The organism is Sinomicrobium weinanense (assembly GCF_018863395.1).
Taxonomy (GTDB): Bacteria; Bacteroidota; Bacteroidia; order Flavobacteriales; family Flavobacteriaceae; genus Sinomicrobium; species Sinomicrobium weinanense.
Map to the genome: position 1 here is coordinate 333,226 of NZ_JAHKRR010000001.1, position 12,736 is coordinate 345,961.

General features: G+C 45.2%; 13 protein-coding genes. 8 read left to right on the forward strand and 5 right to left on the reverse strand.

Features of this window, described 5'->3' with window-relative positions; genetic code table 11:
• Nucleotides 1-3: 3 nt before the first annotated feature.
• Nucleotides 4-831, reverse strand: coding sequence for a dihydropteroate synthase (gene folP / locus KN811_RS01420; RefSeq protein ID WP_187966191.1), 828 nt, complete (start codon nt 829-831; stop codon nt 4-6).
• Between the two features lie 140 nt (nt 832-971).
• Between folP and KN811_RS01425 the strand changes: the two genes are divergently transcribed.
• From KN811_RS01425 to tpiA, 4 genes are all read left to right on the forward strand, one after another.
• Nucleotides 972-1,508 carry a DUF1599 domain-containing protein gene (locus KN811_RS01425; RefSeq protein ID WP_187966192.1) on the forward strand — a complete coding sequence of 179 codons (537 nt, stop codon included), beginning with the start codon at nt 972-974 and terminating at the stop codon, nt 1,506-1,508.
• Nucleotides 1,509-1,587: 79 nt separating this feature from the next.
• Complete coding sequence (locus KN811_RS01430) at nt 1,588-2,685, forward strand: BT_3928 family protein (RefSeq protein ID WP_187966193.1); 1,098 nt, start codon at nt 1,588-1,590, stop codon at nt 2,683-2,685.
• Nucleotides 2,686-2,761: 76 nt separating this feature from the next.
• The gene (locus KN811_RS01435; protein ID WP_187966194.1) at nt 2,762-3,265 is read left to right on the forward strand and encodes a TlpA family protein disulfide reductase; all 504 of its coding nucleotides are present in this window, start codon (nt 2,762-2,764) and stop codon (nt 3,263-3,265) included.
• Complete coding sequence (gene tpiA / locus KN811_RS01440) at nt 3,262-4,011, forward strand: triose-phosphate isomerase (RefSeq protein ID WP_187966195.1); 750 nt, start codon at nt 3,262-3,264, stop codon at nt 4,009-4,011. The genes KN811_RS01435 and tpiA overlap by 4 nt, the downstream gene beginning before the upstream one ends.
• A 119-nt stretch (nt 4,012-4,130) precedes the next feature.
• Here tpiA and KN811_RS01445 read toward each other — a convergent pair whose 3' ends face one another.
• Nucleotides 4,131-4,868 (reverse strand): slipin family protein, encoded by a 738-nt coding sequence (locus KN811_RS01445; RefSeq protein WP_247716383.1) that lies wholly within the window; start codon nt 4,866-4,868, stop codon nt 4,131-4,133.
• A 365-nt stretch (nt 4,869-5,233) separates the two neighbouring features.
• Between KN811_RS01445 and prmA the strand changes: the two genes are divergently transcribed.
• Together prmA and KN811_RS01455 are read left to right on the forward strand one after the other, a co-directional pair.
• Nucleotides 5,234-6,100, forward strand: a complete 867-nt coding sequence (gene prmA, locus KN811_RS01450; protein WP_187966197.1) for a 50S ribosomal protein L11 methyltransferase — start codon at nt 5,234-5,236, stop codon at nt 6,098-6,100.
• Between the two features lie 238 nt (nt 6,101-6,338).
• Entirely contained in the window at nt 6,339-6,593 is a 255-nt protein-coding gene (locus KN811_RS01455; RefSeq protein WP_425596675.1) for an ATP-dependent Clp protease adaptor ClpS, read from the forward strand.
• Between the two features lie 41 nt (nt 6,594-6,634).
• Here KN811_RS01455 and KN811_RS01460 read toward each other — a convergent pair whose 3' ends face one another.
• The 3 genes from KN811_RS01460 to KN811_RS01470 all read right to left on the reverse strand — a co-directional run bounded on the left by KN811_RS01460 (nt 6,635) and on the right by KN811_RS01470 (nt 10,072).
• Nucleotides 6,635-7,669, reverse strand: a complete 1,035-nt coding sequence (locus KN811_RS01460) for a cytochrome d ubiquinol oxidase subunit II (protein ID WP_187966198.1) — start codon at nt 7,667-7,669, stop codon at nt 6,635-6,637.
• 143 nt (nt 7,670-7,812) lie between these two features.
• Nucleotides 7,813-9,129, reverse strand: coding sequence for a cytochrome ubiquinol oxidase subunit I (locus KN811_RS01465; RefSeq protein ID WP_187966199.1), 1,317 nt, complete (start codon nt 9,127-9,129; stop codon nt 7,813-7,815).
• A 316-nt stretch (nt 9,130-9,445) separates the two neighbouring features.
• A complete protein-coding gene (locus tag KN811_RS01470; protein ID WP_187966200.1) occupies nt 9,446-10,072 on the reverse strand; it encodes an NAD(P)-dependent oxidoreductase in 627 nt (208 codons plus the stop codon).
• Between the two features lie 221 nt (nt 10,073-10,293).
• Here KN811_RS01470 and KN811_RS01475 point away from each other — a divergent pair, with 221 nt between their 5' ends.
• Together KN811_RS01475 and KN811_RS01480 are read left to right on the forward strand one after the other, a co-directional pair.
• Nucleotides 10,294-11,091 (forward strand): helix-turn-helix transcriptional regulator, encoded by a 798-nt coding sequence (locus KN811_RS01475; protein ID WP_187965092.1) that lies wholly within the window; start codon nt 10,294-10,296, stop codon nt 11,089-11,091.
• 56 nt (nt 11,092-11,147) lie between these two features.
• Nucleotides 11,148-12,722 carry a M61 family metallopeptidase gene (locus tag KN811_RS01480; RefSeq protein ID WP_187965093.1) on the forward strand — a complete coding sequence of 525 codons (1,575 nt, stop codon included), beginning with the start codon at nt 11,148-11,150 and terminating at the stop codon, nt 12,720-12,722.
• The last annotated feature ends 14 nt before the right edge of the window (nt 12,723-12,736 follow it).

Here is a 12,736-nt window from a genome sequence, read left to right on the forward strand (position 1 = left end):
AAACTATTCCCCCTGCAACTGCTCCACCAATTTCACACATTCCACAGCTTCCTTTACATCGTGTACCCGCAAAATATGTGCGCCTTTGGACAAGGCTATGGTGTTTAATGCAGTAGTGCCGTTCAGGGCATCTTTCGGTCTGTTTTTCAGTAGTTTATAGATCATGGATTTACGGCTAATACCTACCAGTAAGGGTAGTTCCAGGTGATGCAGCAGTTCCAGTTTGCTCATCAACTCGTAGTTGTGGGCCAAAGTCTTGGCAAAGCCAAAACCAGGATCTATGATAAGGTCATTAATCCCTGCTTTACGGGCCCCGGCAACCTTTTCCGAGAAATAATAGAGCACTTCTTTAGTAATGTCTTTGTATTGCGGGTCTTGTTGCATGTTCTGCGGAGTACCTTTCATGTGCATCATAATGTAAGGTACCTGCAATTCGGCCACGGTAGAGATCATATTTTTATCGAGGTTACCTGAAGCAATATCGTTAATGATAGCCGCCCCTTCCTGTATACAGGCTTTGGCCACAACGGCGCGGAAGGTATCTACGGAAATAAGTATTTCGGGAAAATGCTTTACCAGTAATGCAATGACAGGAACAACACGCCGGAGCTCCTCTTCTTCAGATACATGCTCCGCACCCGGACGGGAACTGTATGCCCCCACATCGATAAAAGCAGCTCCTTCATTGAGCATTTTTTCCGTTCGGCGAAGGATATCGGTTTCGTTCTCATACCTTCCGCCGTCATAGAAAGAATCGGGGGTAATGTTCAGTATCCCCATGACTTTCGGAACAGAGAGGTCTATCAGCTTGCCTTTGCAGTTTATGGTCATATCTTTTAATTTTAGGTTCGAAGTCCGAAGTTTAGCATACCGGTTAATGCTACTTCGGACTTCCGACTTTAATATTTTTTCCTATGGGGTTGAGCAATTCAAAAAATTAAGCGAAATTTACGCAAAATACATTCAACAGTATGCAGGATACTTCAAAACAATACGACGAAGTAATCGCCACTTGTCGGGAATTGTTCGTTAATAAGATGAAAGATTACGGAAGCGCATGGCGTATATTACGATTGCCTTCCCTTACCGATCAGATCTTTATAAAAGCCCAAAGGATACGAAGTCTACAGGAAAAGAAAACCCGGAAAGTAAACGAAGGGGAAGCCTCTGAGTTTATCGGGATCATTAACTATTCGGTCATGGCGCTGATACAGCTCGACAAAGGTGTTGCCGACCAGCCCGACCTGAGTGTGGAAGAAGCCACAAAATTGTATGACGAAAAGATAGCGCAGACCAAGACCCTTATGGAGGCCAAGAATCATGATTATGGTGAAGCCTGGCGCGACCTGCGGGTCAGTTCTCTTACAGACCTTATCCTTCAGAAACTGTTGCGTGTTAAACAGATTGAGGGGAACGAAGGCAGGACCCTGGTCAGCGAAGGGATAGATGCGAATTACCAGGATATGATAAACTATGCTGTTTTCGCGTTAATACTGTTAAACCCATAGGATAATACCCGTAAAGATGCACGGCCGTGCATCTCTACGGGGAAACGTAAAAATCTCAAATCGTAATTCGTAGATTACAATGAAATATATCGTAAACCTGTCCAGGATCATTGTCGGGGTCTTATTTATTATCAGTGGTGCCATAAAGCTGAACGACCCCATGGGGCTCTCGTTCAAGCTCGAGGAATATTTTGCGCCCGATGTGCTGAACCTTCCTTTTCTGGCCCCTTATGTATTGGGCATAGCCTTGTTTCTTGTAGTTTTTGAAGTGATGCTGGGCATTATGCTGCTCCTGGGATACAAATCGAAATTCACGATCTGGTGCCTGTTGCTTATGATCGTCTTCTTCACCTTCCTGACTTTCTATTCTGCGTATTTCAACAAAGTGACCGACTGCGGTTGCTTTGGCGATGCGATAAAGCTGACCCCCTGGGAATCCTTCAGCAAGGATGTGGTATTGCTGTTACTTATTCTGGTGTTGTTCTTTGGCAGAAATCATATAAAACCTTTTATATCTGCTAAGGTGGGGTTTATTGGTACGGTCATTGCCCTGGCGGCATGCGTTCTGTTTGCCGATCACGTGTTGAATCACCTGCCTGTGATCGATTTCCGCCCGTATAAGATAGGGGCCAATATAGGAGAAGGAATGATCATTCCCGAAGACGCCCCGAAACCTATCTATGAATATTCGTGGAAATTCAAGGTCGACGGAGAAGAAAAGATTATAAAGACCAATGGCGACTATCCATCAGTTGATGGCGAATTCATAGATGTGGAAACTGAAGAAATTCAAAAGGGCTACGAACCCCCCGTACATGATTTCAGCATAGAAAAAGGAGGGGAGGACCATACCGAAGCCATGCTGGCAGAAGATAAGCTCGTTATGGTAATCTCTTATAATATGCGAAAAGCGAGTGAAGAAGGGCTGGAGAAAATGAAAGCGGTGACGGACAAGGCCCTTGCCGATGGATATAAGGTCATAGGCATGTCTGCATCCGGGGAAGACCTAACGTTACCGGTGCTTAGGAAATACGACCTTAATTTTGAGTTTTATTTTACCGACGAAACCACATTAAAGACCATTGTGCGTTCCAATCCCGGTATTCTGAAACTGCACAGGGGCACCATAGTGCAAAAACTGCATTTTAACGATGCAGACGAACTGGAAACTAATTAAAAGAACAACAGTCTCTTAAATATTATTATAAATTTGTAACGTTGTCTTTTTAGACGAGATAAATAAAAAAGCTACTATGAAAAAGAATGTTCTGGCTGTATTATTTACAGCTGTGGGGATGGTATTGTCTGCCCAGACGAAAGAATTTTCCAAAGAAGCATTAGAAGATATATTCCTTACGACAGATGGACAGGATATCACCTTTTCGGAAGTACTGGAAGCCAATAAGGGGAAAACCCTGTTCATCGATGTGTGGGCTTCCTGGTGCAAGGATTGTTTGGAAAGTATCCCGAAACTGGCAGAACTGGACACAAAATATGAGGATGTGACCTTTGTTTTCCTTTCGCTGGACCGCAGTGTGGAAGGATGGGAAAGAGGCCGCGAAAAACACAGGCTGGATTACGGGCAACACTACTTCATTAAGGCCGGGTGGAAAGGGAGCCCGTTCTGTAAGTCCATAGACCTCGACTGGATACCCCGGTATCTGGTGGTCAACCCCGAAGGGAAGATAGAACTGTTCAAGGCTATAGAAACTAACGACACTCAATTAATAAATACCTTAAACCACACCACAAAATGAGAAAAAAAATCGTTGCTGGAAACTGGAAAATGAATAACAATCTTGGAGAGACCGAAGCGTTGCTTTCCAAATTGCTGAAAAAGATGCCCGAAACCGATGCAGAGGTCATGGTAGCCCCGCCGTTTATCAGCCTCAGGCTGGCTTTTGATACCCTGGTCCAGAGTCCTGTTGAGGTTGTAGCACAGAACATGCATTTTGCAGAAAACGGAGCTTATACCGGGGAAATATCCGCAGATATGCTGAAAAGCGCAGGTATACAGACTGTTATTCTGGGACATTCCGAAAGGAGAGCCTATTTTAACGAAACCGACGAAAGCCTGGCTAAAAAAATAGATGCCGCGCTTAGACACGATATGACTGCGATCTTTTGTTTCGGGGAAGAACTGGAAGACCGCAAATCGGACAATCATTTCAAAGTGGTCGAAAAGCAGTTGAAAAATGCACTGTTTCACCTGAAGGCTTCAGCCTGGAAGAACATTATCCTGGCCTACGAACCCGTTTGGGCCATAGGTACAGGAGAAACGGCCACACCGGAGCAGGCGCAGGAAATGCACAAATTTATCCGGAAAACCATCGCAGAAAACTACAATGAGAAGGTGGCCGATGGTGTATCCATTCTTTACGGCGGAAGTGTAAAACCCGAAAATGCCAAAGAGATTTTTTCCCAGCCCGATGTAGACGGAGGCCTTATCGGCGGGGCATCTCTCAAGGCTAAGGATTTTGTAGCTATTGTAGACGCTATATAATATTTCAGCCCCAATTGTCATTCCGAGCGAAGCGAGGAATCTCCACCTATGCAGAAAGGAGGTTCCTCGCTTCGCTCGGAATGACAGTTAGTGCTTTTGAAGGAAACCCTTAGCCTATTCTATTTCTTCTTCTTTTTGCCTTTCCGGTATAATACTTCCTCCGGAAAAGGAAAAACAATGGTGGAGTTCTTCTCCGAAGCAATGTTAGAAAGTGTCTGGTAGAGCCTCAGTTTGATGGCAGAGGACGATTTATCGATGAGTTGCCCGGCTTCTACCAGGGCCTTTGCTGCCTGTTTTTCGGCATCAGCCAGGATAATTCGTGCCCTGCGCGAACGTTCGGCTTCGGCCTGGTTGGCCATGGAACGCTTCATGTTTTCCGGAAGTTCGATGTCCTTGATCTTTACGTCGAGAATGGTGATCCCCCAGTCTTTGGTTTCATTATCTACAATGGCGCGGATGTTTTCGCCTATTTCTTCACGTTTGGAGAGTATCGTGTCCAGCTCCACTTTTCCGCATACATCCCTCAGCGAAGCCTGGGCCAGTTGTGATATGGCAAAGTGATAGTCTTCCACTTCCAGGATGGACTGGGTGGCATCGATAATACGAAAGAAAAGCACACCGTTGATCCTGGAGGGCACATTGTCTTCTGTCATAATTTCCTGGGTCGGAATATTTATGGTAATGACCCGGATATCTACAAACTGGGTGGTCTCGATAACCGGAATGATCCACCGGAAACCCGGATTGAGCACTTTTATATAGCTGCCCAGCCGGAATTTCAGCGCCCGCTTGTATTCAAAGACTATCCGTATCCCCGAGAGGAAGAATACAAAGAGGAATATAAATAAGACAGCCATGGCAGACATTGTTGCAGGATTTAAATGTACTCTGTTAAAGATAGTTAATAAATGAATGATAATCAATTATTTGTTGATTTTTTATCGTGTATCAAACAGGGAGAAAGACGGATGGCTGCAAAGGCCGGTAGCCATTTTTTCCGGCGATTGTTGATTAGTTTTGACCGGAGTATACCTTTGATTTAAACGGGCAGTTGTATTTTTGCCGGGTAAATACAACAGAACCGATCTCTTTAAAATAATCATTGAACACACAGGGAGATGAGTATTTTTAGATCCGGTATTTATCTGAAACAGGTAGCCGGAGACGGAAGACAAGTATTCATCTGTCTCCTGTTACCGGTCTTCCGTCCAAAAAAACAGAAATGGATACATCATATATCGCTTATCACTTTAAGGTAAAACCCCTGAAGCCCGGTACAGAGATCCTTATAGCCGAGTTGGGCGATGTGGGATTCGAAAGTTTTGTGGAAAATGAAGAAGGAGTCACGGCCTATATACAAAGGAGCGAATGGACCTCTTCCTGCCTGGATGATCTTTTTATTTTACGGAGTGATGAATTCACGATCACTTATGACCTGGAGGAAATAGAGCAGGTGAACTGGAATGAGGAATGGGAAAAGAATTTCCAGCCCATTGAAGTGGACGGCCTGTGTACGGTAAGGGCACCGTTCCATGCTATGCCCGGCACAAAATACGATATTATCATAGAGCCCAAAATGAGCTTCGGCACGGGGCATCACGAAACCACCCACATGATGATACAGCACCTGCTGAAACTGGACCTAAAAGGCAAAAAAGTGTTGGATATGGGCTGTGGAACAGGAGTGCTGGCCATTCTGGCCGAAAAGCTGGGTGCGGCCGGGATCGATGCCATAGATATCGACAACTGGTGTTACGAGAATTCCCTGGAAAATGTGGAAAGGAACAGTTGTACACATATTTCCGTATTCGAAGGAGATGCCTCCCTGCTGGACGGAAGGTGGTATGATGTGGTCATTGCCAATATAAACAGGAATATTTTACTGAACGACATCCCGAAATATGCCGGATGTCTGGAACAGGACGGCATACTTCTGTTAAGTGGGTTTTACAGGGATGATATTTCTGTCATAGATGAATTATGTGTAAAAAATTCATTAAATTTTGTTGAAAAACTGGAAGAAAATCACTGGGTGGCATTAAGGTATAAAAGTGTTGCAGCGACCCGCCATAGTGGCCAGGACGAGTAAAACCCTGTTATTGAAGGAACCCGTAACTCTCCGGGGAATATAAGAAGGAAGGGGGGGCGGGATACCCGGCTTCGAAGGAGGGATGCTTTTAAAATAAATTTTGTGTAATTTTGTATAAGATCGTTTACATCATATCTTTATAGCAATGCGTACCAAAAAACATACATACATATGGGAAAACACTGCTGTGCCAGGTGGTATGGCCGGTGTATGCTATGCTTCCCTCCAGGAAGAGACCATGGAGGAAGTGCTGGTGGAAGAAGATGTACAAAAGCAAAACGAGATCGTTCTCTACAATGACGATGTCAATACTTTTGACCACGTTATAGAAACCCTGATCCACGTATGTGACCACACCCCTGAACAGGCCGAACAATGTTCCATTATAGTGCACTACAAGGGAAAATGTACCGTAAAGACCGGGCCATACGAAGATCTCAAACCCCGTTGTTCCCTTTTGCTGGATGCCGGTTTGAGCGCAGAGATCGTATAACCTTGCTCTTCTGTATGCGAAAAATAGGGGATATTTATTTCTTAATCCTTATTTTCTGATGGTTGTAACGCCTTGAACAACCCGAACGCCTTAAAGAGGTGGAATAATCCTGGAAGTATTAAGACAGCCCCTGCGAGCAGGGCAAAAGCTATGGAGTTGATAACCGCCTCCCCGGCCATGTTCTCGTAAATGCTTACAGGGCCTTCTGACGTAAAGATCAGATCGGGAAAGTTCGACTGTACCCAGGCACCGAGGATAAGGAATACCTGTGCCGCTACAATGATCCTTACTGTTACTTTTTTCCCTTTTCCGAGGTATATCCAAATGGGGATGAGCAATGAACTGGCCAGTACTACCAATACTATGCTGAATAGATTGTCAAAGAAATGATCGATAAACACTTCCCCGGCGTAAAAGCCGTAGCCAAAGATGAGCATGCTGCTTATGGCTACCGAAATATTGGCCTTTTTTGCCTTTTTGATGAACAGCTTTTGCTCATTTCCAGAAGTTTCTCCTACCAGGAATACGGCCGATAAAAAAGCGACAAGTGAGGTGACAAATATCCCCATCAGGAGCGAAGTGATGTTAAACCAGGAGTGTATATAGACGGTTGCAAAGCTATGATTCTCAATATCATCTAAAGGTATGAGCTTGCCGGAAACCAATGCCCCCGCACTAACTCCCAACAGGAAGGGGGTGATGATACTGGAGTATTGAAAAAGTTTGTTATAGATCTTTTGAGAACCATCCGTAACCGCATCGTAGTGGCGGAAAATAAAGGCCGTTCCCCTCACTACAATGCCAAACAGCAGCAGCGTTAGCGGAATGTGTAACTGGGTGGTGACGATATAATAATAATTTGGGAAAGTGATCCACATGATCACAACGACAATAATAAGCCACACGTGATTTGCTTCCCATACCGGCCCTATGATCTGGTAAGCTATTTTTTTGGTGACTTTCCTGTTCTCCCTGGAAGAGAGCAACTCCAGTATTCCAACGCCGAAATCCGCACCGCCAAAAATGATATAGAAGTATATGGCGACAAACAAAAAAAGAAATACTATCGTGGTCATTTTTTTAGAATTTTAGTTTTTAAGGCCCCGGGTTCGTAATATCTTTTACACCTCCGTATCCTCCTCAAGCGAGAATAATTCTCTTTAAAAGGATTGAAGGCTCCCCCCTTGAGGGGGGACACAGGGGGGGGTCCGCTCCCTCTTCAATCTCCGTTCCCCGAATACCCCATGTTGAACACCCTGATCTGTCTGCCCATCAACCAGCTTACTGCTATGGCCAGGATAACATACAGGAAAATAAAGAGGAACAGACTGTATTCGATCCCGTCCATCGGGGTCACTGAATCCTTTGTACGCATAATGTTGTAGATCACCCATGGCTGCCGTCCGACCTCTGTAACGATCCACCCGGCTTCCACAGCTATAAAACCCAGCGGGGCGGCCAGGGCAAAGAGCAGCCAGAACCACGTTTTCTGAAGCAGGGACTTCTTTTTCCGGCTGATAAAGAAAATGACCGACAACAGGGCTAAAAAGGTGCCCAGTCCTACCATGAGTTGAAAAGCGTAATGGGTAATAGCTACCGGGGGATGATCTTCCTCCGGAAAGTCGTTCAGTCCTTTTACTTCAGCATTAAAATCTCCGAAGGCGAGGAAAGAGAGCATATTCGGGATCTTTATCTTGTGAGTGACCTCGCGTTTCTCTTCGTTTACAATGCCGCCGATGTAGAGGGGCGCCCCTTCTTCGGTTTCGTAGTGCGCTTCCAGGGCGGCGAGTTTTACAGGTTGTCTTACGGCGATGTCTTTCGCCGAGATATCCCCGCTTATGGGTTGCAAAACGGCAGCAATGGCCCCGAAAGTGATGGCTATGTTAAAGGCCTTCCGGTGCACGGCAATGTTTCGTTTTTTATAGATCTGCCAGGCGTGTATCCCCGCTACGGCAAAACCTGTTGCGGTAAATGCCGCGAGGACCATGTGCAGGGCCTGGGAAAACCAGGCATCGTTGAACAGGGCCTGTACGGGGTCGATGTTCAGGAATTCTCCGTTGATGTAATCAAATCCCGTAGGAGCGTTCATCCAGCCGTTGGCAGACACCACAAGGATACCCGAAGCCACGCCCGACAGCCCGATGATAAGCCCGGTAAACCAGTGAAACCATTCGCTCTTTATCTTTTTCCAGCCATAGAGGTAGAACCCCAGGGCAATGGCCTCCACAAAAAAAGCAGTGCCTTCCAGGGAAAAAGGCATACCGATGATCGGCCCGGCATGCAACATGAATTTGGGCCATAACAATCCCAGTTCAAAAGACAATATGGTCCCCGAGACCGCACCCGTCACAAAAAAGATGGCCACGCCCTTTTGCCAGGCTTTTGTGAGGGAGAGATATACCTTGTCCCGGGTCTTTAACCACTTGTAGTGAGATACTACCATAAAAAAAGGCATAACCATACCAATACAGGCAAAAACGATGTGAAAGATCATTGAGACGGCCATTTGCAGGCGGGCGGCGTCGAGTGTTTCCATAGAAGGGAAGTTTACCTTACAAATTTACGGCTTTATCCCCGTATTTCCCGGCCCGGAAGTGTTAAAGATGATATGTTTTAAACCAAAGAATACCCTCCGGAATAAGGTTTTTTGTCATGGCTTGTGAACCTTATAAATTAATAAGGTTCCCGAGCACTTCGGCACTTCAGCACTTCGGCACTTCGACACTTCGACAAGCTCAGTGCAGGCAAGCTCAGTGCAGGCAAGCTCAGTGCAGGCAAGCTCAGTGCAGGCAAGCTCAGGATAAACTAAAACCGAGGGACAATCTTCCGTCAATCTCTTATCACAACACCTGTCAATACGACAAGCCCGGAGTTTTTCTCAGGTACTGGTCCGAAGTGAGTTGCATCAGGAGGAACATGGCCACATCTGCCTTGGAGATCTTTAAGCTAATGGATTTGTCATCCGGGGCAAAACCGTGCCTGAAATTTCCCGTGGCTTTTCCGTCTGTAAAAGCACCGGGGCGCACCAGGGTCCAGTTGAGCTCGCTGTCCATGACGTATTTTTCCTGTAATTGATGGTCCTGGTACGCTTTTTTCAGATACCAGCCAAACATAATGTGTTTCCAGAGAAAGTTGAGGTTTCCCCGGCTGTTTCCTGCTCCCAGGGTGCTCTGGCAGATCAGGCGTTTTACACCGTTCTTTTGCATACCTTCGATAATGCTCCGGGTGCCCTGTGACCGGATGGTGCCTTTTCTCCCAGCACCCAGGGCACAGATCACGGCATCGTGCCCTGCGATAGCTTTTTCCACGGTGTTTTTGTCCAGAACATCTCCTTCAATAACAGAGAGATGGTCGTGTTTAATGTCGTTCAGTTTTTCCTTGTTTCGCGTAAATGCTGTTACCGAATACCCCAGGGTAAGGGCCTGTAACACCAAAGGCTTTCCGATATTGCCGGTAGCGCCGAAAATGATGATCTTCATAATGTTTGTTTTTTTGTCAAAATTAAATCAAGGAAAGGCCCGGGAATAGAACGAAACCGACACGGTCATTTTTTATAAAGGCGAAGAAAGCAGGATGTTACCGACCGGGCCTATTACCAGAGCTGGTATTTTGTATAAATTTTCGCAAAACACTATCGGCTTTATTAAATAAAGAAGTATTTTAACACTATAAATAGTCCTGAACGGATAAAACAGTTTAAATGATAGTAACCCTACATGAAGGGGAGTATTTAGGCCAGACCCAAAAGAGTACGGCCTGCGATTCCGTGAAGTTCAGCGAGACTGTCCATGAAATCAACAGTTATACCGAAACCCACAGGCACGAAAACCAGTATTTCAGCATTTTATTGAAGGGGACCTACCTGGAAAAAAATGAGGCTTCCGAAACACGGGTGCTGCCGGGCGATGCCCTGTTCCGCCCCGGGGGCTATGTACATCAAAACTACTTTACAGACCGGGATGTGCATTGTTTTAATATGGAATTCGGGAAAACGTGGATGAAAAAGTACGACTACGATTTTAAATTCCCGGAACAGCTGGCCCACTTCAAAGCAGGAATGACCCCTTTCCTGGTTCAGATGCTTGTGGGATTTATGGATGGTAAACAAATAGACCTGATCGAAGAGACAATCGCCGATTTTCTCTTTCAGGTCCATGAGAAACCTGTAAAATTGCGCCAACCCTGGCTGGCAAAACTTCTTAAGATGCTCGAAAATGAGTTAGATAGCTTTCACTCATTGGATTCCCTTTCCAAAAGGGTTTTTGTACACCCCATTTATATGGCCCGTGCTTTTAAGCAAAACACGGGGGTGACCATAGGGCAGTATCAATTAAAAGTGAAACTGGTACATGCACTTTACCTGCTTATGAATACGCTAAAACCCATTAGCGAGATCAGTCACCTGAACGGCTTTTATGACGATTCGCATTTTATCAATTCCTTTAAATCGTATTACAAAATATCTCCCCATCAATTCAGGTTGATGGTAAAAAGTTAATCTCTTACAATTTTTTGGAACTAGGGTCCTTTTTCTTTGTATCAAAATATTTAACCATGAAAAAAACAATCATCCTTCCATTGATCCTGTTTTCTTTTTTTACCCTGTGCAGCCCGTATGTTTCCGGCCAGGATAGGGTATTTCGGTATGAATTGGATTTAACCAGGAAAAACGATGCGTTCAATGTTAGCCTGAAAACACCCCAATTGTCCAGAAATGATAGTGTATACAGTTTTGCAGCTCATGCGCCTGGTGTTCACCAGCCATTGGATTTTGGCCGCTTTGTAAAGGTATTCAGGGTATACGGTAAGGATGGTAAAGAGCTTGTAACCCATAAAATATCGACCAACAGTTTTGTGATATGCGAACCGGAGAAGGTTGCCGATATAGTGTATGAAATAGACGATTCCTTCGACATGAGTATCGACGAACATCCCATTTATCCCATGAGCGGGACCGGGATCACCGAAAATTATACCATTGTCAATACTTTCGGTGTTTTCGGATATTTTGAACACCTTAAGAACAATCCTGTCGAACTGAAGTTGAAACTGCATGGAAGCCCCAAAGTAGGTACGGCCCTGAATAAGAACAGTGAAGATGTGTATGAGATAGACTCTTACTATCACTTTACCGATTCGCCCATATTGATCGGGAAGGAGCTGTCGTATGCATCGGCCGATATTAATGGTATAGAGGTGGAGGTATTTGCGTATTCACCGGATGAAAGCGTATTTTCTGCACAAAGTATCCTGGAGAGTGCAACTCCCGTTTTAAATGCCGCTACGGAATACATCGGCTATGCCCCGGTTCCGCGATATACTTTTTTAATGTATTTTTCCGGTGAAGGAGACAAGGCTAAAATGCCGGTTTTTAAATATGGAGGCGCATTGGAGCATTCGCTCAGTTCAACCTATACATTACCGGCCAATCCCAGGTATATCCCTTTTTTAAAGAATAATATAGCCCATGAGTTCATGCATATTTTAAGCCCGCTTCACCTGCATAGCGATGCCCTGGCAAATTTTGATTATGCCCGTCCGGCTTCCGATGATCTGCACCTGTGGTTGTACGAGGGCCTGACCGAGTGGGTTTCGTATAAGATGCAGGTACGCGCAGGGCTTGTTAGCTTTGACGATTATCTGCACTATCTGTCGGAAAAAATAAGCAAGAGCGAACAATACAGTGCCGATTACAGCCTCACACGCCTTAGCCGGGAATGGTCAACAGACGAAGGTAATAAGCAATACAATAATATCTATCAATTGGGAGCACTTACCGCAGCCATGCTCGATATTAAATTACTGCAGCTTTCCGGGGGGAAAAAAGGATTGCGTGAAGTTTACCTGGAACTTATTAAAAAATACGGGAAAGACCACCCTTTTAACAATGAAACCTTTTTTGATACCCTGGTAGAAATGACCTATCCGGAGATCCGGGATTTCATTGATAAACATATTAAAGACAATACTGCCTTTGATTTCGAAAAGGAAATGAGAGCGGTCGGTATACACTACTATCTGAAACCTAAGAGCGGGGAAGAACTGTATCCCGAATTTGACAGGCATGTATTTGCAATTGACCCGGATGCTTCTCCGGAGGCCGCGGAGCTTCGGGAAAAACTAAAGTAACCCCGGTATTTATA

Coding starts and splice junctions, on each gene's coding strand:
- folP (WP_187966191.1), bottom strand. CDS start 831: ATGACCATAAACTGCAAAGGCAAGCTGATAGACCTCTCTGTTCCGAAA.
- KN811_RS01425 (WP_187966192.1), top strand. CDS start 972: ATGCAGGATACTTCAAAACAATACGACGAAGTAATCGCCACTTGTCGG.
- KN811_RS01430 (WP_187966193.1), top strand. CDS start 1,588: ATGAAATATATCGTAAACCTGTCCAGGATCATTGTCGGGGTCTTATTT.
- KN811_RS01435 (WP_187966194.1), top strand. CDS start 2,762: ATGAAAAAGAATGTTCTGGCTGTATTATTTACAGCTGTGGGGATGGTA.
- tpiA (WP_187966195.1), top strand. CDS start 3,262: ATGAGAAAAAAAATCGTTGCTGGAAACTGGAAAATGAATAACAATCTT.
- KN811_RS01445 (WP_247716383.1), bottom strand. CDS start 4,868: ATGGCTGTCTTATTTATATTCCTCTTTGTATTCTTCCTCTCGGGGATA.
- prmA (WP_187966197.1), top strand. CDS start 5,234: ATGGATACATCATATATCGCTTATCACTTTAAGGTAAAACCCCTGAAG.
- KN811_RS01455 (WP_425596675.1), top strand. CDS start 6,339: ATGGAGGAAGTGCTGGTGGAAGAAGATGTACAAAAGCAAAACGAGATC.
- KN811_RS01460 (WP_187966198.1), bottom strand. CDS start 7,669: ATGACCACGATAGTATTTCTTTTTTTGTTTGTCGCCATATACTTCTAT.
- KN811_RS01465 (WP_187966199.1), bottom strand. CDS start 9,129: ATGGAAACACTCGACGCCGCCCGCCTGCAAATGGCCGTCTCAATGATC.
- KN811_RS01470 (WP_187966200.1), bottom strand. CDS start 10,072: ATGAAGATCATCATTTTCGGCGCTACCGGCAATATCGGAAAGCCTTTG.
- KN811_RS01475 (WP_187965092.1), top strand. CDS start 10,294: ATGATAGTAACCCTACATGAAGGGGAGTATTTAGGCCAGACCCAAAAG.
- KN811_RS01480 (WP_187965093.1), top strand. CDS start 11,148: ATGAAAAAAACAATCATCCTTCCATTGATCCTGTTTTCTTTTTTTACC.